Source organism: Ferroacidibacillus organovorans (genome assembly GCF_001516615.1).
GTDB lineage: Bacteria > Bacillota > Bacilli > Alicyclobacillales > SLC66 > Ferroacidibacillus > Ferroacidibacillus ferrooxidans_B.
This window is the reverse complement of record NZ_LPVJ01000009.1, coordinates 1-25,823: the sequence shown is the minus strand read 5'-3', so window position 1 is coordinate 25,823 and position 25,823 is coordinate 1. Positions and strand designations below refer to the sequence as shown.

The 25,823-nt window shown below is 52.0% G+C and carries 26 protein-coding genes, 1 tRNA gene, 1 rRNA gene and 1 pseudogene; 3 read left to right on the top strand and 26 right to left on the bottom strand.

Translation table 11 applies throughout. The features are described 5' to 3' along the window. Nucleotides 1-8: 8 nt before the first annotated feature. Together ATW55_RS03115 and ATW55_RS03110 are read right to left on the bottom strand one after the other, a co-directional pair. Nucleotides 9-374 (bottom strand): 2Fe-2S iron-sulfur cluster-binding protein, encoded by a 366-nt coding sequence (locus ATW55_RS03115; protein WP_067712203.1) that lies wholly within the window; start codon nucleotides 372-374, stop codon nucleotides 9-11. A 22-nt stretch (nucleotides 375-396) separates the two neighbouring features. Then, nucleotides 397-1,743 carry a hemolysin family protein gene (locus ATW55_RS03110; RefSeq protein ID WP_067712200.1) on the bottom strand — a complete coding sequence of 449 codons (1,347 nt, stop codon included), beginning with the start codon at nucleotides 1,741-1,743 and terminating at the stop codon, nucleotides 397-399. A 233-nt stretch (nucleotides 1,744-1,976) separates the two neighbouring features. Here ATW55_RS03110 and ATW55_RS03105 point away from each other — a divergent pair, with 233 nt between their 5' ends. Beyond that, nucleotides 1,977-2,483, top strand: coding sequence for an inorganic diphosphatase (locus tag ATW55_RS03105; RefSeq protein WP_067712197.1), 507 nt, complete (start codon nucleotides 1,977-1,979; stop codon nucleotides 2,481-2,483). A 65-nt stretch (nucleotides 2,484-2,548) separates the two neighbouring features. On the opposite strand, the gene ATW55_RS03100 is transcribed toward ATW55_RS03105, so the two are convergent. The 4 genes from ATW55_RS03100 to ATW55_RS03085 all read right to left on the bottom strand — a co-directional run bounded on the left by ATW55_RS03100 (nucleotide 2,549) and on the right by ATW55_RS03085 (nucleotide 6,209). Continuing rightward, complete coding sequence (locus ATW55_RS03100; RefSeq protein WP_268753355.1) at nucleotides 2,549-4,087, bottom strand: long-chain-fatty-acid--CoA ligase; 1,539 nt, start codon at nucleotides 4,085-4,087, stop codon at nucleotides 2,549-2,551. A 63-nt stretch (nucleotides 4,088-4,150) separates the two neighbouring features. Then, on the bottom strand, nucleotides 4,151-4,930 hold the full coding sequence (locus ATW55_RS03095; protein WP_235586975.1) for an enoyl-CoA hydratase/isomerase family protein: 780 nt from the start codon (nucleotides 4,928-4,930) through the stop codon (nucleotides 4,151-4,153). Between the two features lie 55 nt (nucleotides 4,931-4,985). Continuing rightward, on the bottom strand, nucleotides 4,986-5,171 hold the full coding sequence (locus ATW55_RS03090) for a hypothetical protein (protein ID WP_067712194.1): 186 nt from the start codon (nucleotides 5,169-5,171) through the stop codon (nucleotides 4,986-4,988). Between the two features lie 15 nt (nucleotides 5,172-5,186). Next, a complete protein-coding gene (locus ATW55_RS03085) occupies nucleotides 5,187-6,209 on the bottom strand; it encodes a biotin-dependent carboxyltransferase family protein (protein WP_160327149.1) in 1,023 nt (340 codons plus the stop codon). A gap of 184 nt (nucleotides 6,210-6,393) precedes the next feature. Here ATW55_RS03085 and ATW55_RS03080 point away from each other — a divergent pair, with 184 nt between their 5' ends. Continuing rightward, entirely contained in the window at nucleotides 6,394-6,609 is a 216-nt protein-coding gene (locus tag ATW55_RS03080) for a hypothetical protein (RefSeq protein WP_067712188.1), read from the top strand. A 43-nt stretch (nucleotides 6,610-6,652) separates the two neighbouring features. On the opposite strand, the gene ATW55_RS03075 is transcribed toward ATW55_RS03080, so the two are convergent. The 8 genes and pseudogenes from ATW55_RS03075 to ATW55_RS03040 all read right to left on the bottom strand — a co-directional run bounded on the left by ATW55_RS03075 (nucleotide 6,653) and on the right by ATW55_RS03040 (nucleotide 16,544). Beyond that, nucleotides 6,653-7,345 (bottom strand): sulfite oxidase-like oxidoreductase, encoded by a 693-nt coding sequence (locus ATW55_RS03075; protein WP_067712183.1) that lies wholly within the window; start codon nucleotides 7,343-7,345, stop codon nucleotides 6,653-6,655. 51 nt (nucleotides 7,346-7,396) lie between these two features. Then, complete coding sequence (locus ATW55_RS03070; RefSeq protein ID WP_067712180.1) at nucleotides 7,397-9,232, bottom strand: ABC transporter ATP-binding protein; 1,836 nt, start codon at nucleotides 9,230-9,232, stop codon at nucleotides 7,397-7,399. Nucleotides 9,233-9,268: 36 nt separating this feature from the next. Next, entirely contained in the window at nucleotides 9,269-10,240 is a 972-nt protein-coding gene (locus ATW55_RS03065; protein WP_067712177.1) for an NAD(P)H-dependent flavin oxidoreductase, read from the bottom strand. A gap of 120 nt (nucleotides 10,241-10,360) precedes the next feature. Further along, nucleotides 10,361-11,104, bottom strand: a complete 744-nt coding sequence (locus ATW55_RS03060; RefSeq protein WP_067712175.1) for a RecB family exonuclease — start codon at nucleotides 11,102-11,104, stop codon at nucleotides 10,361-10,363. Nucleotides 11,105-11,359: 255 nt separating this feature from the next. Then, nucleotides 11,360-14,562: pseudogene (locus tag ATW55_RS17145) on the bottom strand (adenosylcobalamin-dependent ribonucleoside-diphosphate reductase). Nucleotides 14,563-14,570: 8 nt separating this feature from the next. Next, nucleotides 14,571-15,080: a transcriptional regulator NrdR gene (gene nrdR, locus ATW55_RS03050; RefSeq protein WP_067712172.1), complete on the bottom strand. Its 510-nt coding sequence runs from the start codon at nucleotides 15,078-15,080 to the stop codon at nucleotides 14,571-14,573. An 82-nt stretch (nucleotides 15,081-15,162) separates the two neighbouring features. Next, nucleotides 15,163-15,966 carry an HAD-IIA family hydrolase gene (locus ATW55_RS03045; protein WP_082685490.1) on the bottom strand — a complete coding sequence of 268 codons (804 nt, stop codon included), beginning with the start codon at nucleotides 15,964-15,966 and terminating at the stop codon, nucleotides 15,163-15,165. Then, nucleotides 15,963-16,544, bottom strand: a complete 582-nt coding sequence (locus tag ATW55_RS03040; protein ID WP_067712167.1) for a cob(I)yrinic acid a,c-diamide adenosyltransferase — start codon at nucleotides 16,542-16,544, stop codon at nucleotides 15,963-15,965. The genes ATW55_RS03045 and ATW55_RS03040 overlap by 4 nt, the downstream gene beginning before the upstream one ends. A 76-nt stretch (nucleotides 16,545-16,620) precedes the next feature. Between ATW55_RS03040 and ATW55_RS03035 the strand changes: the two genes are divergently transcribed. Next, nucleotides 16,621-17,535 carry an MBL fold metallo-hydrolase gene (locus ATW55_RS03035; protein WP_067712164.1) on the top strand — a complete coding sequence of 305 codons (915 nt, stop codon included), beginning with the start codon at nucleotides 16,621-16,623 and terminating at the stop codon, nucleotides 17,533-17,535. Here the strand turns inward: ATW55_RS03035 and ATW55_RS03030 are convergent. The 12 genes from ATW55_RS03030 to rrf all read right to left on the bottom strand — a co-directional run bounded on the left by ATW55_RS03030 (nucleotide 17,459) and on the right by rrf (nucleotide 25,705). Then, the gene (locus ATW55_RS03030; RefSeq protein WP_201024926.1) at nucleotides 17,459-18,043 is read right to left on the bottom strand and encodes an NUDIX hydrolase; all 585 of its coding nucleotides are present in this window, start codon (nucleotides 18,041-18,043) and stop codon (nucleotides 17,459-17,461) included. The genes ATW55_RS03035 and ATW55_RS03030 overlap by 77 nt on opposite strands. A 134-nt stretch (nucleotides 18,044-18,177) precedes the next feature. Beyond that, entirely contained in the window at nucleotides 18,178-18,519 is a 342-nt protein-coding gene (locus ATW55_RS03025; protein ID WP_067712160.1) for a hypothetical protein, read from the bottom strand. Nucleotides 18,520-18,531: 12 nt separating this feature from the next. Next, nucleotides 18,532-19,008: a DUF420 domain-containing protein gene (locus ATW55_RS03020; protein ID WP_235586974.1), complete on the bottom strand. Its 477-nt coding sequence runs from the start codon at nucleotides 19,006-19,008 to the stop codon at nucleotides 18,532-18,534. Between the two features lie 67 nt (nucleotides 19,009-19,075). Beyond that, nucleotides 19,076-20,257, bottom strand: coding sequence for a hypothetical protein (locus tag ATW55_RS03015; RefSeq protein ID WP_067712157.1), 1,182 nt, complete (start codon nucleotides 20,255-20,257; stop codon nucleotides 19,076-19,078). Between the two features lie 103 nt (nucleotides 20,258-20,360). Further along, nucleotides 20,361-20,561, bottom strand: a complete 201-nt coding sequence (locus tag ATW55_RS03010) for a hypothetical protein (protein WP_067712154.1) — start codon at nucleotides 20,559-20,561, stop codon at nucleotides 20,361-20,363. Nucleotides 20,562-20,573: 12 nt separating this feature from the next. Next, nucleotides 20,574-21,143 (bottom strand): cytochrome c oxidase subunit 3, encoded by a 570-nt coding sequence (locus ATW55_RS03005; protein WP_067712151.1) that lies wholly within the window; start codon nucleotides 21,141-21,143, stop codon nucleotides 20,574-20,576. Nucleotides 21,144-21,156: 13 nt separating this feature from the next. After that, nucleotides 21,157-23,043 (bottom strand): cytochrome c oxidase subunit I, encoded by a 1,887-nt coding sequence (locus tag ATW55_RS03000; RefSeq protein WP_082685489.1) that lies wholly within the window; start codon nucleotides 23,041-23,043, stop codon nucleotides 21,157-21,159. A gap of 27 nt (nucleotides 23,044-23,070) precedes the next feature. After that, nucleotides 23,071-23,874 (bottom strand): cytochrome c oxidase subunit II, encoded by an 804-nt coding sequence (locus tag ATW55_RS02995; RefSeq protein WP_067712147.1) that lies wholly within the window; start codon nucleotides 23,872-23,874, stop codon nucleotides 23,071-23,073. A gap of 55 nt (nucleotides 23,875-23,929) precedes the next feature. Then, a complete protein-coding gene (locus ATW55_RS02990) occupies nucleotides 23,930-24,565 on the bottom strand; it encodes a hypothetical protein (RefSeq protein ID WP_067712144.1) in 636 nt (211 codons plus the stop codon). Nucleotides 24,566-24,620: 55 nt separating this feature from the next. After that, nucleotides 24,621-25,154: a sulfocyanin-like copper-binding protein gene (locus ATW55_RS02985; protein WP_067712142.1), complete on the bottom strand. Its 534-nt coding sequence runs from the start codon at nucleotides 25,152-25,154 to the stop codon at nucleotides 24,621-24,623. 357 nt (nucleotides 25,155-25,511) lie between these two features. Next, nucleotides 25,512-25,583, bottom strand: a tRNA-Val gene (locus ATW55_RS02980). 5 nt (nucleotides 25,584-25,588) lie between these two features. Beyond that, nucleotides 25,589-25,705, bottom strand: a 5S ribosomal RNA gene (rrf, locus tag ATW55_RS02975). Nucleotides 25,706-25,823 lie beyond the last annotated feature (118 nt).

The following is a 25,823-nucleotide window of genomic DNA, read 5'->3' as shown; positions in this document are numbered from 1 at the left end:
GGGATTTTTCATTCTGTCATCTTCGCATCATCCGTCTCGCGCATCGCGGCGAGCAATTCGCGAACCACCCGACGCAGAGGTTCTTCCGGAACCTGAACTGTCGCAGGTCCTGTCAATTGGCACTGACAAGCGAGACGATATCCCATCCGCAGTTGCCCCTCTGAAAGGTGTCGATGTTCGCGAAGATTAGGGGATTCAAGCAGTGTCTTGCTGTCAACAATCACTTTGCACGTCCCACAGGAACCGTGGCCACCACACTTGTGAGAAAGGGTGACCTTGCCAAGCATGGCGGCATCCAAAATGGTGCTACCCCGTTCAATCGCAATCTCTGTACGCTGCGGCTGAAAGCGAATCGCAACCTTGTCATTATTCACTCATACCACTCCGTAACCACTGTCATGTCTCGTCTGCACTTGGGCGTTCAGCCATGTCAGGTGGATAGACGTGTACGCGCGTCACGCGAAGGTTATCAATTTCCGAAACCACAAACCGCGCGCCTTCATGATAAACTTCAAGTCCAACACGAAGCGGCGCCGTCAATTGGGAATAGACAAACCCGCCCACTGTATCCACTTCTTCATCAGACAGTTCGAAGCCAAACAGCTCATTCACCTCTTCAATGAGCATGCGCGCATCAATGGAAAAATAGCCCTCCAACTCTTCAATCGGTGGGCGTTCCTCGTCAAATTCGTCCTGAATCTCACCGACCAATTCCTCAATAATGTCTTCCAGCGAAACCATTCCCGCCGTTCCACCGTACTCATCAATAACGATCGCGAGACCCGATCGCTCACGCTGAAGCACTTTGAGCACCTCATCAATCCCCATTGCTTCTGGCACCATGACACTTTTTCTCGCCAAGCGGCGCACGGGTTCAGCCGAATCCATTCCGTGAGCCAGCGCAAATTTGAAAAGATCCTTACTATGAATGATACCAACAACGTGATCTTTGTCATCCTCACAGAGCGGAAAACGGGTGTGTCGGTCATTCTTTACGACCTCAAGACACTCGCGCAGCGATTGATCCGTAAAAAGTGTGACCATGTCTGTGCGCGGAACCATGATTTCCCGCGCGACGCGATCTGCGAATGAGAACACATTATTAAACAGTTCACGCTCTGTCTCGTCGATGACACCACTCTCATGGCTCTGTGTTACGAGCATTCGCAGTTCTTCTTCTGAGTGAGCCAATTCTGCGTTTGAGATCGCGCGAACACGCGCCATTCGCACAACGCCAGATGCCGTTCGGTTTAGAAGCCAAATGGCCGGAAACATGATGCGATAAAAACCTTTAAGTGGTATCGACGCAAGCATGAGCCAGGACTCTGGGCGAGAAATTGCAAGGTTTTTTGGTGCGAGTTCGCCAAACACGATCTGCAGAAAGGTGATCAGTGCGAATGCAATGATGCCTGAGACGACAAAAACAGTCCCGCTCCCTGAGTGTGAAACCAACTTTATCTGAAGCAAAAAATCTTCTATGATCGGAGAAAGGGCGCGCTGTGATGCCCAGCCAAGCGCAAGCGACGCCAGAGTGATGCCTAACTGCGTAGCCGATAAGTACCCATCGATCTGTTGAATGATATCCATGGCGTGTTGTGCAAGTCGGTTGCCTTGCTGCACATTTTGCTCGATACGCGTTTTGCGCGACCGAACAATGGCAAACTCAACGGAAACAAAGAATCCGTTTACTCCGATTAAAAGTACAGATAAAACAAGGTCAAATAAATTTGTGGAATGACCCACCGTCTCCTCACACCTCGGATACCTTCTCAAAATCAGGCATGCGAGGGGGGAATTCACCTCCAAACGATTGCACCGGTTTCACAGAGCCCTGTCGCGGCAAGACCTATGATCCCTAGGATGTCAGTATTATATCACAGCCGCACGTCAATCGTCATAATCAGCACAGTTTTGCCGCTTTGCCCTGTCCTCATTTATTACGTATAATAAATACCGTATTCGTCAATCTGTAAACCATGTCAGGAGGGCTTTTGTTGTCAGACGCATTCATTCTTGATGCACACATAGAAATCCCTACGGGTAGTCAAAACAAGTACGAATTTGACAAAGAGGCGGGCGTGTACCGACTCGATCGCGTACTCTATTCCCCGTTTCACTACCCAACAGAATACGGATATCTCGAAAACACGCTCGCAGAAGACGGCGACCCACTCGATATCCTTGTCCTCACAACATTGCCAACCTTTCCCGGATGCATCATCGAGTCGCGCGTGATTGGCGTCTTGCTGATGTCCGATGACAAAGGTCAAGATGAAAAACTGCTTGGCGTACCGACAAAAGATCCACGATTTAAGGATGTTCATACACTCGACGACATCCCTGCACACAAACTAAAGGAAATTGCTCACTTCTTCCAAGTATACAAAGACCTCGAAAACAAAGTGACGAAGATCGAAGGCTGGAAAGGTCCATCTGAGGCAAAACGCATCTATGAAGAATCCGTCACACGCTATAAAGGATAATTACGCAGTCAGGGTGCCATGAAAACGGCACCCTTTCATTTTCGATCGATCATTGCCTGAGTGTACTAAGCAAACTGCCGCAGGTCACGGCGCAAGATTTTCCCCACTGTATTTTTAGGAAGTTCTTCAATAAAAATCACGCGGGCAGGCCGTTTATACTTGGCGAGATTCTCCGTGCAAAACGCTTTGACATCTTCTTGCTGAAGCGTCTCTCGGCCAGGAACGACAAAAGCGACCGGAACCTCACCATACGCTTCGTCCGGCACACCAATCACTGCCGCCTCTTTCACCCCTTCACAGCGATAGAGCACCTCTTCAATCTCGCGCGGATACACGTTAAACCCGCCTACGATGATCATGTCTTTCTTGCGATCAACCAAATAAAAATAACCGTCCTCATCAACCCTTGCCATATCCCCCGTATGAAGCCACCCACCGCGCAGCGCTTGGGCTGTCGCATCAGGCAGATTCCAATAACCTTTCATCACATTAGGGCCGCGTATCACCAATTCACCGACTTCGGACACGCCCACTTCTCGGTCAGATTCATCGACGACTTTTTGCTCAACACCAGGAAGTGTTACGCCGATCGAACCAACTTTTCGCGGTCGGCCGTCAACCGGAGCGAAGGCGCTTACAGGAGATGCCTCAGACAGTCCGTACCCCTCCAAGACAGTGACCCCCATGCGCGCTTCAAACGCCGTGAGCAAAGCCACCGGCATGGCTGCGCCGCCTGAGATGCAGTAGCGCAGTGACGAAAAATCGAGCGTGCGCTCCTGGCTTGCCTGCAGCAAAAAATTGTACATCGTGGGAACACCTGCAAAGATCGTGGCGCGTCGCGCAGGAATGATTTCAAACAGTTCTGTTGGACTAAAATGGGAGAGAAGAATCATTTCGGCGCCGCGATAGATCGCTGCATTCACGCACACCGTCAGACAAAAGACATGAAACATAGGGAGGACGGTAAGAATCCTGTCACTTGCCGTATACTTTAGATAATCACCAACTGTCATCGCATTTGAGGCGAGGTTTGCGTGTGTCAACATCGCACCCTTTGGCTTCCCCGTCGTCCCGCTCGTATATAGGATCACCGCAAGGTCATCCGGGTCGCGCGGGATCCGTGAGATTTCCTTTTCAACATCATCTTTGCCTTCTATTTCATTGTGAAGAAGTGAAGCGTAGCTGTAAATGCCATCCGCCTTGTCAGAAGCATCATCCCCCACCAAGATGAGCTTTACACCGGGCACTTCCGACTGAATGACAGGAGCGAGAGACGCCATTTGCGAAGGTGCCGCGATACATCTAACAGCACTGTCGCGGATCATGAACAACAGTTCCGACGGGGTATAAAGCGGATTCAAGGGGACACAGTACATGCCAATACGAAGCGCAGCGTGATAGAGGACTAAAAAAGCATCTGAGTTTGGCAAGATGAGTGCGATGCCCTCTCCTTTTTTAAAACCGAGCAACAGGAGAGAAACTGCGACATCCTGCACATCTCGATCAAACGTTCGGTAGTCTACGCGACGATCCTCGAATGAGTAGGCCACCGCGTCCGCATCACGTAAAACGCTCATCTTTAAGTGCTGATCGAGGTGCTCCAACTTAAAACTCCCCTCTCCAGTCTACTTACCCGCAAGCAATCAAGATCACTGCACGAACTTTCTTTATTGATGCCTCACGATGGGTTTTCTTTTTTCGAGAAACGCTTCAATCCCCTCGCGACTGTCTTGTGTTTGGAAAATCTGGTCAAAACGCTCTGCCTCTATCCTAAGTCCGTCGACAAGCGGGCGGTCGATCCCCTCGCGAACAGCCGCTTTAATCGCCGCGAGTGCGGGCAGGCTGTGCTTTGACAATTGTCTCGCCCACGCGAGCGCTTCGTCCAGAGACGAACCCGGCGCAATGCGGTTAACCATCCCGAGTTCATGTGCGCGTCGAGCACTGATCGGTTCCCCACTCATCATAAGTTCCATCGCACGCGCAATTCCGATCAGACGCGGAAGTCGCTGTGTCCCCCCACCGCCTGGGAATATTCCGAGTTTGATCTCTGGCAGTCCGAGCATCGTTTGCTCATCGCATACGCGAAAATCACACGCAAGCGCGAGTTCTAACCCGCCACCTAGAACATAGCCAAACAAAGCCGCGATCACCGGTTTGCCGCACGCTTCGATCTGCGCCATCACGTCATGCAGCGAGAGCGCATATGCGTAAGCTTGCCCTGGATTGCCAAGCGCATCGGGAAACTCCTTGATATTCGCCCCCGCCATGAATGCCCTTTCACCAGAGCCCGTAAGAACGATGGCCTGCACACTTTGGTCTGCCGCGAGCGCCTCAAACGCTTCTTTTAATCCTTCTCCCACCCCGCGGCTCATGACGTTCATCGGTGGATTATTGACTTCCACCGTCGCGACGCCATCCTGTTTTAGCATTGTGACAAACGAATTCACAAATCTCTCCCCTTTTTGACTGAACGGTCAGTCACACCTAGTGTATCACAATCTGTCAATGATTCTTTTTATATTTATTAAGGAAATAGCGCACAAACGCAGCGAGACAAAGCGCGATGGCCAATCCGTCAAAAGTGTATTCGATTGCACGTAAATGCAGACTGCTTCCCGCAATGCGCCCAAGCTCTGCGAGCAAAATCGCAATCGATACAAACATCCACGGTTTTGCGTTTCGCTCCATTTTACACCCCCAAATTCACTCGGCAATGTGGTTTTTCACAAGCGTCATCCACGCGTGCCGTGCCTTCTCAAATCGATCCGTCTCACACGCTGTGTCACAGCGTTCAAACGTGACGCTGCACCCTGGCCATAATCGCCCAACTTTGTAGTGATCAGCTTTTCTGATCACGCCAAAGCGTGCATAACCCCCGACAGTCTGTCGATCGGGTCCAAGCAGAATCGGCGCGCCAAGCGCCGGCCACTGCACAAGTCCGCGCACCGTAGGGGATGAGGCGTTTCTTGAAATCGAGTGAACGCGCAGTTGCGCAGGCAGACGCAGGCGAAGTGCGCGCCGATCGGCTTGCATTACAGAAAAGGGGCCAAACGTGTCTAGCAACTGAAGCGATTGCTCTTCCCGTATGGCCACAAATTCACCGACGGGGGAGAAGCGCAAGATTTGCTTACGCGGATACGTTAAAAATTGAGACGCCGCGATCGCATTTAGGTGCGCGCGCACGCGCGGACGACGGCCGGATCGGAAAGAGCGCGCCAGGTGAATGCGTTCTCTCTTGTGAATCCTCCGGCCGGCAAGCCCCGGGAAATCCCCTACGGGACAGTAGCCTTGACTGCCAAGGACCACCGTCTCACGCACTTCTGCGTCGCAGGTAAGATATGTAACCACCCCGCGGACGGCTGCAGACAGGCTGAGACTGTCTCCTGCATCGAGCGAGAGAACCAGCGCAACTCCCGTCATATCCTGATCAAGTTGTGATAAAAATCCGCTTGCAGGCACCGCCGAGTTGACGCATTCCTGATTGCGAAAAACCGCGCGTGGAGCCCCGACAACAGCCATCATGCATGGTTTCTCCACAGACAGTGAAAATGCTGCCGGACCGATTTCAAGCCACCAAGGCGACTGCGGGGCGTAGCTCCCAAGCAGCGCATGTGCCAAACCTGCCGAAACATCATCGAGTGGTCCGCCTTCGGGAATCCCGTCTTTTAAATATCCGACACGGCCCACATCAACCAGATACGAAATGCCTGCTTCGTGAATGATCATCATCAAACCACGCAATCTGCTCCATTACGGTTCTAAAACGTCACAAAGCTTATTTTATCGATCTTACGACACAGATGCGAGAAGATTCATCTTCATCCCTATGCTATACTTTGCTCATCGTTCCATTTGCCCTTTTGGCAGAACACTTTGAGTGATTCTTTTTCTATGTGAGGAGGGTCTTTTCATGGCAGGTGCAAAAGGCCACGCCGTGCAGTGTGCGCATTGCGGCAGCACACAATTTAAAGAAGAAAAGATCGTCGCGCTTGACGCGAGCGTAATGATCACAAAAGGTATGAAAGTTCCAGCCCAGACCGTCTCTGTATCCTATCAGTACACATGCGCTCAGTGCCAAACACTGCTTGATGAATCGTTTGAAGGCGGCCATCTAAAAATCAAATAGGGGTGCGCCTTTGCCCCCTATTTTCTTGTGTTCGCAACGAGATTTAGATTGATCCCACCTCACGCCGTTTTTGCTCCACAGATGCCCTCCACTGTTTCAAAGCGACGGGATCTTCATTTCCAAACCACTGCGGATCGTCACGAAAACGCTGTCCGTCTGGATTTTGTTCATCATTCACCCACGGATCCCCCAGCATGTGATAGCCCCGCTCTTCCCAAAATCCGGCACGATCCTCTTTCATAAATTCCAGGCCGCGCAGCCACTTTGCACTCTTCCAAAAATAGAGATGCGGCACCATCAAGCGAAGCGGATACCCATGCTCTGGCGTGAGTGGCTCTCCATCGTGCTTGAGCGCCAGCATGACTCCCGGCTTCGTCAATTCCTCAATCGGAAGATTTGTGGTAAACCCCTGCTCGCAGTGCGCTGTGACAAAGCGGGCGTGCCGCTTCGGTTTTACGCGCTCTAAAATCTCCGTAAACGGTATTCCTTCCCACACATTGTCATAGCGTGACCATGTGGTGACACAGTGAATGTCACACTTGTAGGTCACGCGTGGAAGTTCTAGCACCTCGTCAAATCGAAGACGAGCATCATGTTCAACCTCTCCAAAAAGGCGAAGATCCCAAGTTTCCAGATCCACACGCGGAACCGTTCCAGCATGAAGTACAGGCCATTTCGTTGTTACATACTGACCGTCAGGCAGGCGCGGTCTTTCAAGCGATTTCCGGTTTTCCACAGTCTATCCACCCTTTCTTTCCCCTCGCATTTATCGCGCAGAGTTACCCCATTAGGCAAACGTCACTAAAGAGGCTCGCTCCAGATCCGGCGCATCGAGCAAAGCCCGCTCGAATTGTTCGCGATAGAGTTCTGCGTAGAGACCCTTTGTGCGCAGCAAAGTTTCGTGCGTCCCCTCTTCTGCGACGGTCCCCCGCGCGATGACATAGATGCGGTCTGCATCGACAATCGTGCTCATCCGATGCGCGATCACGATGGATGTCCGGCCTTTTAGAAGTACAGCCAGCGCATCCTGCACCGCGCGCTCTGACGCTGAGTCAAGCGCGGATGTCGCTTCATCAAGAAGTACAATGCGCGGATCCTTCAAAATCATGCGGGCAATGGCAAGCCGCTGTTTTTCACCGCCTGACAGTTTATGCCCGCGTTCTCCAACCAGGGTGTCATACCCATTTGGAAGTCCTGCAATCATCTCGTGAATAGCGGCCGCCTCCGCCGCGCGCACAAGTTCATCCTCTGTCGCGTCAGGCTTTGCAAAGCGCAAGTTCTCTGCGATTGTCGCGTGAAACAGGTACGTTTCCTGTGTCACCACACCGATTGTATTGGCCAGACTCGCAAGAGACAAATCACGCAGATCGACACCATCGATGTACACAGCGCCTGCTACCGGATCATAAAGACGCGCGACAAGGCTGCTCACTGTCGTTTTTCCGGCGCCGCTTGGACCGACTAGCGCAATCATCTCACCGGGTTTTGCACAGAGCGAAAGATGCGAGAGAACGGGCCTGTTTGGCTCATAAGAAAATGATACATCACGCAGTTCGACATGCCCGACAGGTGATTCGAGGTGAACCGCATCCGGCTTGTCTGCAATCTCTTTGCACTCATCAAAGTACTCGAAAAGTCGGCCGAACAGCGCAACGCTGCCGTACACATTCACCCCGAGATTGGCAAGCGATGCAATCGGCCCAAAAAGACGCGTCAAAAAAACTGTAAATGCAACGAGCGTTCCAATCGATGGCGGACGGCCAAACAGCGTATGGCCACCCACAAAGTAAATGAGCGCAGGACCTGCCGATGTGATGATGGAAATGCTCATAAAAAACCAGCGCCCAATGAGTGCCTGACGCAATTGAAGCTGCTTTACCGATTGACTCATGCCTGAAAAAGTCGCAGTTTGTTCAGCCTGGCGGCCGAACAATTTGATGAGTAGCACCCCACTCTGAGAGAGGGTTTCACTGAGATGGGCAGACAAATCAGCAAGTTTCTCCTGAGTTGCCTTGCGCACGCGATACGTCGCCTTGCCCACCTGCCGCGTCGGCAGGATGAAAAGCGGCAAAAGAACAATGGAGAATGTCGCCAATTCGGCGTTCAACGCGTACATGGTGATCAGTGTCACTGTAACTGTCAACAGGTTATTGACTGTTGACCCATACGTGTCTGTAACGACACTCTGAAGTTGCTGCACATCATTCGTCATTCGTGAGAGAATCTCACCGGTCTTTGTCTTTCCATAGAATGACATGGACAGACTGTGAAGGTGCCGATAGAGCGAAACGCGCAGATCATTCATGACAGACTGCCCGATCAGGCTCGTAATGTACGTCTGCAGCACGCCTAGCAATCCCCCGCCAATGATAAGTGCGAGCATCATCAGAACATAGTGATCGAGCAGACCCGTGCGATGCTGTGGCAAGGCGCGATCCACAATCAGTCGAATGATCACAGGCTGCAACGCGCCAACCACCGCGCTACACGCAATCACGACGACCACGATCGCGAGCAAGAGTCGATACGGCTTAAAATAACTGCCGATTCTCTTCCAAGGGACAGACGCAAGCGGAACACGCTTTGCGCGTTCATCAACTGCAAAGGGCGTCATGAAACGCATACCATCACACCTCTACGTAAGGTGATCGAGGATTCTTCAGAAGAATCGCGCGTCGATCCCGCACACACGCTGTGACGCCTGTTGCATTTCATCCATCAAGCGCTTAAAGAGCTCCTCAACCGTTGGCACATCATAAATGAGAGACACACCTTGCCCGCAATTGACATACCCTTCTTCAAGGACACCTCCGATTGCCGCCATACGGTTTCTCTCCCCGCGCACCATCGCGTACAGTTCATCTTCAGAATGCTGCCGCATTTCTACCTTCAGAATGTCATCCACATGCGCAGATTGCAAGACGCGCGTCACGCGTCCGCGACTTCGCTCGATGACGCGCGTATCATCCGCCGTGCGCTTGATCAGTTCTTTCTTGTAGTTCTCATGCGCCACACACTCCTTCGTCGCAACAAAGCGAGTCCCCATCTGTACACCGCTTGCACCAAGGGCGAGCGCCGCAACGATCCCCTCGCCGCTGGCGATACCCCCCGCCGCGAGAATGGGAACCTTCACCGCGCGCGCCACAGCCGGAATCAGTGCCATCGTCGTCCACTCGCCAGGCCCGTTGTGTCCGCCTGCCTCATAGCCTTCTGCGACAAGCAAATCCGCGCCAGACGCTTCCGCCTTTTGTGCTTGTAGTGGCGTTGAAACAAGCGCAATCACGATGAGCCCGGCGCGCTTTAAACGCTCGATGTAAGGACGCGGATTTCCCGCCGACAGGCTGACTGCCCGCAAGCGATGCGCATTTTCCAGGATCGCCTCAACATACGCTTCGCGATCACTGTGCTCACTCAGTGGAAGATTGACGCCAAATGGGGCGCCTGCAGCCGAAATTTCCGCCTTATCGATCTCATCGAGCATCTGTCGGGGCGTTCGTCCAGCGCTGCCCACCTGTCCAAAGCCGCCCGCGCGCGAGATTGCTCCCGCGAGTTCGCCATTTCCAACATACGCAAGACCTCCCTGCACGATGGGTAGGCGACACATAAGAAGAGACTGAACGCGATTTTCCACGTAGCTTCACCCCGTCAATTCTGATCGTTTCAATCGGTAAATTGGCCATGCGCGCCACGACCTGCTTCTTTTCATCTGCACCGCTTTGCAATTTGTCTCTGGCTGCACCAGCCAGCGCGATCATCCCGCGTGATGACGCTGCAAAAACGTGTCACACTCACTGCGAAATGGGCAGTAGACGGAACAGAACGAACGCGAATACTTGGCATTAAAGCGCTCCATTTCGATCTCATGCCACTTTTCCTTCACCCACGCACGTGCCTCCGCGCGATCCTCTTCAGAAATGTCAACCCAGGCGCGGCTTCCCTGTACGACAAAGTCAAAATATCCACTGTCGGCAGGCGATCCGTACTGGGATTCACACGCGATCGAATAGACGACGAGTTGCCTGCGTTTTTTGCGGTCATTGCCAGAAAATGCCCTGCCTGTCTTCAAATCAGCGACAAGATACCCGTGTTCATCCGAGTGGATGAGCCGGTCGATATAGCCTTTGAGCGGGGGGACTCCCACATCCGTCTCAATCAGAAATTCCTTTTCTGACGCCACCACATCTTTGACAAGATAGCGGCTGAAACGTCCGATCGCCGCGATCCCCTTTTTATAAAAGTCCACAGCCGTGGCGCGATCAGGAAAGTGCGACACGAGTGTCGGAAAGATTTCATCGTACCTTTTTTTCAACACGTCATAGGCGTCTTGGCCTGCGGAATTCGCGTGTTGTTCATAAAGACTGTGCAAAAGCGTGCCGAACTCCGCATGATAAAGCGGCACAGGGTCACTCGGACTGCGTTTTTCAACATATTCAAAATAAAAGCGCAATCCGCACGTTTCAAGCAGAGACAAGCGGCTAAACGAAAGATATTCCATGGATTTCCTAGACTCCCCGTATGACAACCATTCTTTCACGATCATACCACGCGCACCTGCGACAGGATAGGAGACGGAAGCTGCTCCCTGGCAGATCACCAATAATGAAAATAAAAAGCCGCCCTCGTGTGAGTGAAAAGGGCGGCCAATTTCATGTCTCCATCATACTGCTTTTAAATTCTCACGTTATCTGATTGAATTCTCACGAATTCTGCGATCCCACCACAGCCCCACACCGTACGCCAAACGTGAACATCAGCATTTGCTGTAGCCACACGCCTCACACTCCGAACAGCCCCCTTGGCGAATCAGCGAGTGCTGATGACACTCTGGGCACCAGTCGCGCGCGATCTCCGCCGCCCGCAGAGACGATAGCGAAGTCGCTGCGTGATCGTGTGAACCCTCATGCTTTATGCTTGCTTCCCCACCTGACACTGCGTGGGAAATGCGGCGCAGCGGAAACGTCTCCGCGTGTTCAATCAGCGATTTGGCAATCGCGTCAGGGACACTCGTGATACGACGCTCACCAAAACCTACTGAAGTTTGTCCGCCGATCCCGCTGAAATGCTTGACAAGCACCCTCTCTTTTTCCGGATTAAGCGAATCCATCAAATAAAGAGTGATCGCTCGCCCGAGCGCTTCATTCGCCGCATACACGTCCGAACCCGCTTTGCCGATGTTGACAAAAATCTCGCGCGCAGAAGACGTCGACTGATCGTCATTGATCGTAATAAACGCAGTTCCAAGCGGCGTCTCTTTCTTGTACGTTGCACCGTAGAGCACGTCTGGACGCTTGCGGTTCTGATACCCAGCAGCGTTTGATTCCCCTGTCGCCGACGCGACGTGATTCGCTTCGGTCAAATGACCTGCCGCCACTTGCGCGTCTGCCGAAGCCCGTTCTCCCGTTTGCTCCGTCGGATCGCTCAAAGAGAGAACCTGTTCCGAGCGCGAACCATCCCGGTAAATCGTGACACCCTTACATCCGAGTTCATACGCCAGGTCGTAGAGTTTCTTTGTATCTTCAATCGTATAGTCATTCGGCGCATTGCAGGTCTTTGAAATACTGCTGTCAATCCATTTTTGCAGCGCCGCCTGCACGCGCACATGCTCTTCTGGCGAGAGATCCATCGATGTCACAAAATAGTCGGGCAACCCTTCTGCGTGCGCGTGAGTTGCGAGGTACTCTTCCACAATCGAAGCCCGTTCTTCAAACATCCCGAGGCGCGAATTGCGGTAATAGGACCATGCATAATATGGCTCACAGCCTGTCGAACATCCCACCATCGTTCCCGTCGTGCCCGTAGGCGCAATGGTCATCGTCGTGACATTGCGGACGCCGTACTGGCGAATCGCCGCCGTTACGTGGGGACGCTCTTTCGCCATTGTTTTCATGTAACCCGACTCCAGAAACTGATCCGCGTCAAACTTTGGAAAAGGCCCGTTTTCTTTCGCCAGCTCCACAGATTCAAGATAACACCACTCTGCCATCATGCCCATCAACACATCGATGAGGTGAACAGACTCCTGTGAACCGTAGCGAACACCACAATACAGGAGAAGATCGTGCAGCCCCATGATTCCGAGTCCAACGCGGCGCTCACTCAGTTGGTTTATGCGGTTGTCTTCAAACGGGTAGTACGTCGCGTCAATGACCGCGTCCTGAAACCTAAGCCCCGTGCGCGTAATCTCCTCAAGCTCTTCCCACTTAATGTGATGGAGGAAAAAGTCTGCGCGCGCCTCGTCAAAATAGCGCGTGAGCCATCCACGCAAATACGCCTCTTTTTCCAAATCGCGAAAAGACACACGTTCTGCCGCATCTTCGAATCCCACGGCAAACTTACTGAGCACCACTGCACCGAGATTGCAGATTCCAAACGCGGGGAGTCCTTGTTCTCCGCACGGGTTTGTCGCAATGATTGGATTAAAATAGTGAGAGTTTGACATGCGATTGTACCGTCCGAGAAACACCACACCCGGTTCTGCAGATTTCCACGCAGACGTCGTCAACTCGTCCCACAGTTTTGCGGCATCAATGCGCTCCGTTATAACGAGCGATTCTTGACGAGCCTCCCACGCGTCAAAATCCCCGTCAAACCTCGGCGCATCTTCCATGCTTGGGTAGCGAGATCCCACTGCGCGCCAGTCGCTTTGGCCTGCATAAACGTCTCTGAAATTCCGACAGAAATGTTTGCGCCCGTGATGACGCCATCCACCTGCTTGCAGCGGATAAACTTCAAAACATCCGCGTGGCGGTCATTCAATATAAGCATCAGCGCGCCGCGCCGCGACCCACCTTGAAGCGTCAATTGACAGCCGACACTCATGATCTCGCCGACACCGACCGGACCGAATCCCTGACCGAATACTTCATTCGCTTTGTCATAAAGCAGTCCCCACGAATAGGCGCCCGAACTGCGGCCATTGACACCGCGCACATAACTGTACCGCGGACGCAGCGTTGAGAGCAGCATCGTCACGCGCTTTTGCTGACTCATCACTTCCCACATGTCGCCGAGCCGTTCGGCGATGGTTCCGCGGCTGTCTCCCGGCGTGATCACTGTGCCGAGCAGATCTTGAAGGATCAGCGCCCCACTCTCGACAATCGCATCGTACACCGCCTGGGCCGACACGGTTTCGCCGTGCAAAACAGGGTAACCCGCCGCGATCCACGCATCGATATCTCCATCCCACGCGCTGTCGTACCATTCGCAACTGGTGTCAGGGAAAACGTACGTCCAATTCATGTTTTCCTCAACGGCACGCAAAAAAGACTTGGAGAGACGCACTGCTTTCGTACTGTTCGGATAGATCTGCTCTAAAAAATCCATAAGGTCTTCGTGCCAAACATCAAGCGCAAGAATCAAGTCACGCTTGCGCGAGCGAGATACCGCAGGAACGAGCGTCCCCGCGGGCGGAACCTGACTGAGATTCATGCCAACGCCGCCAGAGCGCGCCTGAATCTCGAGCGTTTGTCCAAACGAACGCGCGTAATCTCGCAAACTATAGCCTACATTAGGAATGACGAAACAGTTATAGCTCGTCGTCTTGATCCCCGTTCCCATCGATGCGTTAATACGTCCGCCGGGAACGTAGCGCCAGTGACTCTGCAACTCATAAAATTTTTCTTCGTATCGCACCGGGTTACCCGTCGAAGATGCCACACCGCGCGCAATTCTTCGCCACATCTCACGCGGAGCCGTCTCTTTCAAGACATCCACATGATCAAATGAGAGTTCCTCGCGATAACCGTCCCGCAATTCGACTGTGACCGTCTTAGCATGCTCATCCACGGCCACAACGCGCGCCAATTCGTGATAGGAACGCTTTCGATCAAGCACGGCCACAACCAGGCTGCCGACACAAAGCGTCTCTTTTTTAGCATCCTTTAATAGATAGCGATCCGCGACGATGCGCTCCCCCGTCAAGGACAATGCATCTTCATCATCAAGCGGCAACATGGTCTGACTCACAAATGTTCATCCTCCGATTCCTGTTCTCCCTGCGCGGCCACTTTCCCTTCGCCGCGTGTGTGAAGCAAAGCCAAAACCTCTTTCGCAAACGACTCCACGTCGCGAAATTCCCGGTAGACGCTTGCAAAGCGAACATACGCCACGCCGTCAAGCGCTTTGAGCGCGCTCATGACTCGCTCGCCCACCTCACTCGAAGGAACTTCTCGCTCAAACTCTGCGCGAATCTCGCGCTCCACGTCGTCGACGAGTTGCTCCATTTGATCAAGTGTGATCGGCCTTTTTTCACATGCTCGCACCACGCCGCGCCGCACCTTGTCGCGGTTAAATTCTTCGCGCACGCGATCCTTTTTCACGACGATCAGCGGCGTTAATTCCACTCGCTCATAGGTTGTGAAGCGTTTTTGACAGGAGACGCACTCCCGACGTCTGCGCACCCACGACTGCTCATCACTCACGCGCGAATCCACAACACGCGAGTCATGCGCCTGACAATACGGGCATTTCACGAGATCACCCCATACCATATGTAGTGTGATTAGGATGTCCACGACCATTATATGCACAACATATAGTATCGTCAATAGAGTTTTATTTTTGCGAGCGAGGGATCGGAAGCAGATCCGTCAGCGCAGAAATGGTCATCGTCCCCTGCTCTGCGCGCACGTGCGACACGCCCGTCGTCACCCAAACTGCCACAGCTCCAGCCCGTTTCGCGGCAGCCACATCTGTTTCTGCATTGTCTCCGATAATCAGCGTGTTTCTTGGCAGAACCGCAAGCCTGTCACACGCGGCCAGCACGAACGCAGCTTGTGGTTTGCCGACTGCCACCGGCTTTCGCCCAGTACACGTCTCTAAAAAAGAGACCACCGCACCTGCTCCCGGCATGAAGTGATCACCATGCGGTAACGCGCGATCCAAATTGGTCGCATAAAAAAGCGTATCAGGGTTTAACAGATACCTCATCGCTTGCGCAAAGCGCGCATACGTGACCGTGCGATCAAGTCCCACCACAACGGCAGCAACCTCATCCTCCTGATCGGCATTTGTCACGACCCGAAATCCGCGCATCCGCAGCGCGTCAAAAAGTCCCTCTTCACCGAGCGCAAACACCGTAGACGCGCCAGGGAGCACATCTGCAAGCGCGTCAGCTGTTGCGAGTGAACTTGTGTACACATCCCTCACTTGCGCGTCAAAACCCAATTTCCGCAAATGATCGACAACCTGCACTGGCGTGCGCGTCGAATTGTTTGTCCAGTATAGAAATGGAATTTGCGCCTGACGCAACTGCTCAAGAAGCGCAAGCGCCCCTGGCAATACCACATCCCCGCGAAAAAGCGTTCCATCCAAATCAAGTAAAACCGCCTGAATATCCGGCCACGCAATCACGCTCACAGCCCCTCTTCCATGGACTCTGCGGCTACACTGAAATCAACGTGCGGCTCTGTAACATCGAGGCGGTGATTTACAGCACGCGCGACAACGAACAGCAGGTCAGACAATCGGTTGAGATAGATTCCAATGTTGGTGGAGACCGTCTGTTCCCGGGACAATGCAACAAATAGTCGCTCTGCGCGTCTTACAACCGTTCGCGCGTGATGCAAATGTGCCGCGCCAAGTGTACCGCCCGGCAAGATAAACTGCGTCAATGGAGGCACCTGCGCGTCAAGTCGGTCGATCACCCGTTCAAGTGTCGTCACGTGATCTACAGTGACATACGGTTGTCCCTGTTTATCTTCGGGCGTCGCTAAATCGCGTCCGACGTCAAACAAATCGCGCTGAATCCGCGCGACAATCCGCAAAAGATCCTCACATCGAGCATCGTCGCGCAGCGCCTGGGCGGCAAGACCCAAAATGCTGTTTGCCTCATCCAGTGTTCCGTACGTCTCGACACGCAGATCATCTTTAGCAACTCGCCGGCCGTAAATCAGGCTAGTTTCGCCCTTATCTCCCGTTTTCGTGTATAGTTTCATGAGAACCCCTCCTGTCGTCAGTATATCTCCATCATGGACATAGCCCATCAAAAACGCATTTTGGCAAAGAAAGCAGGTGGTAACACTGGCACTCTCGTTTCATTCACTCGAACTAAAAGGAGCCTGTTCAATCGAATCAACCGTCAATGTCCACCTCATGAAGGATGGAAAAAACGCACTACTCTTTGATACAGGGTACAATGAAACAGAGAGTCTGCGAGCGTTGACCGAGTGGATCGGCACACAACAGGTAACCGTCCGAGGCATTCTCGTGACACACGCCCACCCCGATCACGCAGGAGGTCTGCTCGCGCTCGCCGAGAGGTTTCTTTGCAACGTTTACATCCATCCACTGGAGCGCCAGTATCTCGAAAAAAAATATGGATTGCTGCGCGAGCGGTTTGCAGCGATCTCATGGAAAAATATGGCTGAAGGCGACACGATTCACCTCTGCGAGCACCACATTGAAACGGTTGAGACACCAGGTCACACGCACGGGCATCTCGCCTGGTACGAACCTACCACAAAAACGCTTGTCGCAGGCGACAACGCGACGTCTGCCGGCACGGTGTGGATCGGGCCGCCCGACGGTCATCTCGCGGATTTTTATGAATCCCTGACTCGACTCGACACGCTCCACGCAAAAGTGATTCTCCCCGGGCATGGTAAACCTATATTGGAGGCTCCGTCATTTTTCATGACTATGTTGAAACGACGTGAAGCGCGTAGTGCTCAAATTCTTCATCACCTCAACTGCAAGGCGCAAAGCGCGCAAGAGCTAACAGATGTCCTTTACGGTGCCTCCCTTCCTTCTCAGCACATGTGGGTGGCGCTTGCCACCGTCCGCGCCCATCTGAGCCATCTCCTGGAGCAAAGCCGCGTCGTGTGCACCTACGACACAAAGAAGAAAACGCTCATGTATCGCGCTGTGTCTGAAGAGAGTTTACAAAATGAAGAATCTCATCGCGATTCTCCACCTGCTCCTGCATGACTCCACCGTGAAACAAGTCATCAGCACTCTTATAAGAAGCTAGCGTGCGCAAGGCGTCCCGGGTAGGCGGCGCGACAAGCCATATCCCCTTCTCCGCATTTTGGTACGCCTCCACAGGCGTACACCAGACCATCTCTTCAACCTCTTGCGCAGCCAGACAAATTTTGGCGTTGGCGGGAAATCGCGCGATGAAAAAGTGCGTGTCAAAACGCAGCTTGAATACATCTGGCGTCACCCGCCTTCCAAACCAAACGAGTTCTTGTTTTTCTAACGCTACTCCTATTTCTTCTCTCGTTTCGCGTATCGCCGCCTGCACAATCGCCTCCGAGGCACTGGCGGAGCAAAGCTCATCCTCGCCTTCGACTCGACCGCCTGGAAACACCCAATACCCTGGCAGCACGCGAAGATTCAGCGGCCGTTTAATTAAAAGAACACGAAACGAATGTGAGTTGTGCGCATCGATTAAAATGACCGTCGCAGCCAGGCGTGGCGCCTGAATATCACCCATCGACAACACAAAGATCACGCCTTTCGTAACACGCTTCCCTACTACCTTATGATCATAGCACGATTCATTCGCGCACAAAAAAGCGGAAGCGCATGCTCGCTCCCGCACCTGCACACCACTGCATCCCACCACGCCTATTTGCCTGCTTCCATCATCGACTTCTCCGAGCGTTGTACGAAAGCCATGATCATCGTCACGAACAACACCGATCCTGGAAACATCCACAAATCAAACGCGCCAAACACACCTACAACTGACGCGATCACAAAACACCACGCGGCAAAACGCGGACGAAAAAGCGCCATAATCGAACCAAGCAGCGCCATGGCTGCAGCTCCATAAACAATCACTGCGAGTTTCTCATGCGTTGTCCCCGTCGACGCAACGTGAACCAGAAACGTCCCCTGAACAATGAGACCCGTCATGACTGTAAGCAGGACACTGACAATACCAAACGCAAATGTTGCCCATTTCACACGACAAGCCCCCTACGATTTAGACGAAACAAGAACATGGATTAAGTTTTTAATGGTTGGCCCCGGAGGGAAGATCACAAACAACATCAGATAAACGACCAATCCTGTTGCGGCAGACACAAGCCAAAAAACAACGGTAAAAGGTCCAATGCGTCGATGAGTGGAAAAACGACTGCGCAAAGCAAGTACGATCGTAACCACACCCATGACAGCCGCAATCGTTGCCAGCATAACGTGAATCTGCAAAAAGATCTGATAGGGAACTGCTAGTGATGATGGACCACCATAAGACGTGTCACCAACCACAAATGTTGCCACAGCATAACTGATAAAAAAACCAGCTCCGAAAAGAGAAGAGGTCATCATCAATCTGCGGTGGACTTCTCGATTCTTTTTGCGAATTTGACGCCATCCAAACACCGCGATCACTGCACTGATAATCATCAGCATTTCATTGAATAATGCCCAGTAAGCTGCCAACTGCTTCACCCTCACTCTACTCGCTTGTCCGCACAACTCTACCTGATCATACTGGGTAATGTTGCGCTTCGCAATGTCAACCGCGATGCGCGTGCAGAGTTTCTTTTTTGTTCACCGAACGCACAATCAAGTGCTCGTCGTCACGCGCCCCGCCATACCACCAACAAGCAACATACATCAGAGCGAGCAGCGGTGACATGTTCAAGTCAGTGCCCATGCCGCCAAAGAATCCGAAATCCTGGCCAAGCCACCATGAGAAGGCCAACCAGATCATTGTGAGCGTTAAGAATACCTTGCGTGATTTCACGAAAAAACCCATGACTCCGAGCATCAACATGATGAGAGAAAACCCGATATTCCAAGCAACCGGGTCTCTAAAGATCGCAGAGGCGATGGATTCTAACGATGTAGATATAAACTGCGGCTGTGGCATGTTCGAGAGTGTCGCGATAATTGAAAAGAGTCCATTTGGAGTATAATAACCATTTGCCGGAATCAACTCAGCGATCGCGAGGAAAATCCACATGACACTGAGACTGCGCAGTGAAAAGCGGGCGATGTGCCCTTCCAGCCAATATCTCTTGGGAAGAATGAGAAACAGGGATAACACAGCATAAATGAGTGCAGCACCAGGCGTGCCATTGAAGAAACTGGGATTGGAAAAAAGGTTCCCCATCCCCTCGCCAAAAATCCAGATCACAAGGGACCAAATGAGCGATGTGTACACAGCAATCTTGCCCCAAATACGGGTGCGGCCTGTCAGCATCGCAAGACCGATTCCAACTTGAATGAGAACTGCACCAATGTTGCTTGTCACTGTATTTTTATTCCAAAGAATAATTCCAAACTCCATGACATGCTTAAGCCATTCAGGTTGCGCCTCGGCAAGTGGCTTGAAAACGAGTTTTACAAATAGAGGAAGCGCCATATCCGGTTGCGCCTGAAGCAATCCATCAATAAACCAGATTGCACCAAGTCCATACCAGAGAACATACCACCCTACCTGCAAATGGTGGCGCGCTTGGGGAATCTTTTTTCCACCACCCGAGATCAACCGAAGCGGAACACGGCGGCCGCCTTTTAAAACGGTTGGATTCTGCTTTAGATCCATCTCTTCAGCTTGTTGCCCAACCCATTTAAAAATGAATGTCATGAATGATACCACAAAAATTGTAAAAAACAGAATCCACACGACGATCATCAACGTCGAATAATACACGGATAAGATCTGCGTATTGTTCAAACCGCTCATGTTCACATTCCATCACTCCCTTCTTAAACACGCATGTCTTTGTTGGCTTCCAAGGTGAGCCTTAAGAAAAAGAGCCCCCCTGCAATTCGCAAGAGGGCCCCTTTGTCACTCAGGATTTCTCGGGGCTACGCAGACTCTCTTGATAGGCTTCTTCACGATCATGGTCAGCGCGAATCGCCCAGCGGCGAAGCATGAGCAAAAGCGATGACATGACAATCAACTGAAACAGCCAGAACGAAATGTCCCACCAAAGCGGTGTTCCTGGACTGTCAGGGACATAGAAAGGAAAAGAAGGAAAAAATCCGCCCATGCCAATCCCTCCTTAGATAAAGTAGTAAACCACGTAAAGCACAACCCACATCAGTTGCAAAAAGATCCAAAACTTGAATGTCGCGCCAATACTGAAACGGTTACTGTCATCGATGCCGACACGGCTCGCTCTCATTTTCCCTGAGAGCAGACCGATGAGTGATGCAATAAAGTAGATGGCGAAGGCGCCGATCGTAACAAGGTAACCTTCACCAAAGCGACCGTCCGTCTGGAATGCATGCTCCCAGAACTGATAGCCCATCATGATAAGAGCGATCCACCCGAGCACCATCGTGAGAACGCTCATGCGAGCGGACGCCTTGCTGTCAGAGCGATTCGTTGCCTGAAGGCCGGCGTACGCGGTGATCGCACTGATGACGAAAAGAATCGTGAATACGGCCCCCGTCGCCTGATCAAGACTCGGCGATACATAAGCTTCCGCGAGAATGTAGCGCAGGTTTACCAACATCACGAACGGCACGATTTGACTCGCGATCAGAATCGTAAAACCGCCTCGCGATGTGTTTAATGCCATACGCGCCTCAGCATTAAGCGCGCCCGAGGATTTTACGTTGCTAGACAAAATGACCCCTCCTTTACGATGTCGTAGCGACCCGTTTCCCGTCTGAAGGAATGATGACAGCAGGCTCATCGTTGTCGTACGTGTAGGTACCACTCACGATGCGCGGGATAACAGGAAAACTTTCTTCTTGCGGCGGAGAAGCCGTGATCCACTCAACCGATTTCGACTCCCACGGATTTCCTTCCGCCTTTTGGCCTGCGCGCCAAGCCCACCAGATATGCACCAGATGAAACAGGAAGCCAAGACCGAGCAAGAAGGCAAAGATTGACGTTTCAAAGTTCATTGGCTGCAAGTACGAAGGATAAACGGAAACCCAGCGGTTCATGCCATGCAGACCGAGCAGGAAGAACTGCGAGAACGTCAGGTTAAACGCAAGGAAAATCCAGATGGCGCCGATCTTGCCCAGTTTCTCGTTGTACATGCGTCCAGACATCTTTGGCAACCAGTAGTACATTGCGGCAATCCAGGAGAACACCATGCCGCCAATGATCGTATAGTGGAAGTGACCAACGACAAAGAACGTATCATGTGCCTGAAGGTTGATGATCGGGTCGGCAAGAAATACCCCCGTCATCCCGCCGATCAAGAAGTTAAACATACTCATCAGGACGAGCAAACTGACGGTGTTGAATCGCAAGCGTCCTTTCCAAAGCGTTCCGAGCGCCACCAGATACGCAAATCCAGTCGGAATCGAAATCATCTCTGTGAAGAAGGAGAACGGCATCATTTCAACATTGCGCATGTTCGTAAACATATGGTGAGCCCAAACAAAACCGCTCAGCATCATGACGAAAATCAATCCAATAACGCCCCACTGTCTGGCAAAGAGCGGTTTTCTCGTCATGACAGGAATGATTTCCTGCCACAGCGCAAGCGCCGGAACGACGACAATGTACACCTCTGGATGCCCGAACAGCCAGAAGAGTTCCATATACGTCAGCGGACTGCCTGTAGCCGTAAAGAGAGGAAGGGGTACGAGACGGTTGACTAGGCTCATGACGAACGTCAATTGGATCTCTGGCAGCCAAATGATGTTCAAAAGGCTGACCGTTGTGATCCCCCACGCAAACATCGGCAAGCGACCCCACGTCATGCCAGGTGCACGCTTGAAAATGACCGTTGCCGTCAAGTTGATGGAAACGAGCAGCGAGGAGAGCGTCAGTGCAAACACGCCAAGGTAGTAAAAGAGAATCCCTGATGGATCTTGCGACGCGAGCGGCTCATATCCGCGCCAGCCCGTCGACCAGTACCCAAGCAGCGGGCTCAGCGCGACTGTCACGATGCCAAACGGAACGAGCAGTACGCTGATCCCTGACATGCGCGGAAAGGCACTCGTGTTTGATCCAATCATCAATGGAACGAGATAGTTTCCAAGACCACCGACAAGAGCGACCGTTCCGACAGAGAACATCATGATGGTTCCATGAATGCCAACCGTTGTGAGGTACTGTTGCGGGTAGTTGAAGAGCCACATACTGTTATTCATAAGTTCCAAGCGCATCAACATGGCGGCTAGACCTGCAATAAAGAATCCACCTGCCGATGCCCCAATGTACTGAAGACCAATCACTTTATGCTCCGTGCTGTATTCAAAAAACCGTTTCCATCCCGGTGCAGTGTAGAGCGTTCCCTTGTAACCAAAAGCAGGTAGAACGGCACCTTCCCACGCACCGACTCCCAATACCCAGCCGACCATGGCGGCAAACCAGCCAAATGTCACAGAGACTTGAGTAATGAATGGATGGCCATACCGAGGATCCAGAACATAGCTGATAAGTGTGTTAACAACGAGAAACCCGATTGCCGACCACAGAATTCCGCGAATCACAGGCGGCATTCGCTTCGATTTTACGACCTGCGGCACTGGCGAAACGTCAGGTCTCAGTTCGAGTGTGCTCATTCCTCAAACCCCCTTCTTTAGGTCAAATTAACCGTTTTGTTTTTTCTGCTGCGCAATCCACGACGCGAAATTCGACGCAGACACGACGTGCACAGGCGCCCACATATAGGGATGGCCAGGGCCACACACTTCCGCGCACTGAACGCGAACCATTGGGTTTTGCTCAAAAGAAGTGATCACCGTAGGCGTCACATACATGAAACGCGTTTCACCGGGAATGACGTCTTGCTTGATGCCGAACGCCGGAATCCACAGATCGTGCACGACGTCTAGATTCGCATCGTACGTGTGATTTGGATCATACGAGCGAAGAACGAACTCCACTTTGCGTCCAACCGGCAAATACAGATCGTTAAATCCGTTTGCATTCACCGTATTAGAGACGCCATACTGCGGATAACTGAAGTACCACTGCCATTGACGGGCCACGACGTCGACGATCAACGTGTTGTGCTGGTTCGCAGGGTTTGCCTCTTGGAACATCATCTCTGCAGCCGACGCAGTTGGATGGATAAAAAAGAGTAGGTTCACGCAAACCGATACAGTGACCCAGATGGAGATAAACGTGCGATTCGTTTTAAACGTCGCAGCTTTTACATTGCGCTCGCCATCTTTTGCGCGAAAGCGAAAAGGAACAAAGAAGAGCATAAGAACAATAAACATGAAGATCGGCGTCAAGAAAATCATTAGAAAGATAGCAGCATGATTGCCCTCTACAGCCTGGGACGAAGCCATAAAGTAATACATGTTATGACCCCACAGACTGACGCCAATTTCCCCCAAAATCGTGAGAATAACCCACAAGATCCCAAACAGGACAACGTCTGACATTCAGGTGTTCCTCCTTCCACTCCATGGTTGCTCGAATTAAAGCAGATTTACAAAATCAGGCGGGTAGGATGTTAATCGTACCGCGCATCCCTGCGAGCCAGTGCATGTAACCTTGTACAAAACACGCATAGTGCCAGATTCCGGGTTTGTTCGGCACGGTAAAGCTAAGCGTGATTTGCCCACCCGGTTTCATCGTCGGGCTAAAGCCCCCATTGCCCGGCTGCGTGAGCAACCAAGGCGTAGGATGCACATCAGATGAGATTTTTGCTTCATTCGTTACAAAGTTATCGATTCCTTGCGCCGCAGTAATCGTGACTGGGACGCCGTCCCAAAAGTCTTCCGCAAACTGCGTGCGAATCGTTTGCAATGCAGTCGGCATGGTATTGAAGCCCCGTCCGATTTGCATTTCATGAAAATGCGTCGTACTCGTGTTATGAATGGTCATGCTGATCTGATCGCCGACACGCCAAGTCATGTAGTTAGGGATGTAAAAATAGTCACCTTGAAGCACTGTGATCGGCCCCGACTCCGGTTGCTGGCCAAAAACAGAGCGAACGGCTGCTGCAACAGGTTCATTCAAAAACATCGCGCCAAGCCCCACAACGGTGAGTGCGCCCGTGCCAATCAAAAATTGGCGACGGCTCCAGTCAACTTCGACTTTATTTTTCTCTTGCGGATTTTCGTTTGCCACGTCCTAATCCTCCCATCGCAAAACCTGTAATCGTAAGCGCTTTCTTGCGTTTCTTTTACGAAAGCGAAATGCTCGGCTGAGTGGCTGTCGCGGACACGTCAAAATGTGCCCACATCCCAAAATCAAACTGGCCGCGACCTGTGACTCTGGTCAACAGATTCGCCAGTTGATAGTGTCCGGGCTGGCTTGCCGTAAACGTAAACTTTGTCGACTGACCAGGGATGACACCTGCCCCTGCGTTTCCCTGAATTGCGGTGACGCTGTCGCCTGCACCCGGGAACGCAAGTTGGTCGTTCATTGTGTACACAGCGAGATCCATCGGGATTCCACCGTCATTCACAAAATCGACCGTTACCTTATACCCGACAGGCACCGTGACCGTCATTTGCCCTTGGTAATACCCGTCAAGGTTGAACGAGTCGTTATTCGTATTCAATCCGCCCGCCAAATTAAGCGTTACCGTCTTGGCGCTCGAATTGAACGATAAAATGGATGAAGCATTGCCATTGACGACTCCACAGCCCGCAAGCATGAAAGCCCCCGCCATGGCAACCCCTAAGAACAGACGCCGTTTTCTTGTCTGTTTCATGCATGACTCCCCTCACTTTCTTGGGAAATAAACATCTTCCCTCTCTTCAGACGCACTAACTATATCACATACTTGTAACACTTTCATCTATTCTATGATATTTATCACAATGAACATGACTTTTTTTCTTCGAAACGAGCAAAACCGGCATCCAATCATCAAAAATGTCATGAAAATGTATATTTTCTATGATCAATCTATTTCCGTTCTGTATTAACTGTATAACTTCCATTTATGAAACAGATGTTCCCCGTTACTCATAAACCTGTAGGCTATAGGTTTAGCATTTGACATCCTAAATCATCATTGAAAGATAGACAATAAAAAAGAGCCCTGGTCAGGGCTCTTTTAAATGAATGCGACCGATAGGAATCGAACCTATGACCCCCACCGTGTCAAGGTGGTGCTCTCCCTCTGAGCTACGGTCGCATGTTGTCTGGCAACGTCCTACTCTCCCAGGACCCTGCGGTCCAAGTACCATCGGCGCTGGAGGGCTTAACGGCCGTGTTCGGGATGGGTACGCGTGTGTCCCCTCCGCCATCATCACCAGACCGGATGACCTCAGGTCTCCCCTTGGCCTCCTCGAGGGTGCTCCCTCACAACTAGTCGCGAATGTCTTGGTTGGATAAGCCCTCGACCGATTCGTATCCGTCTGCTCCACACGTCACC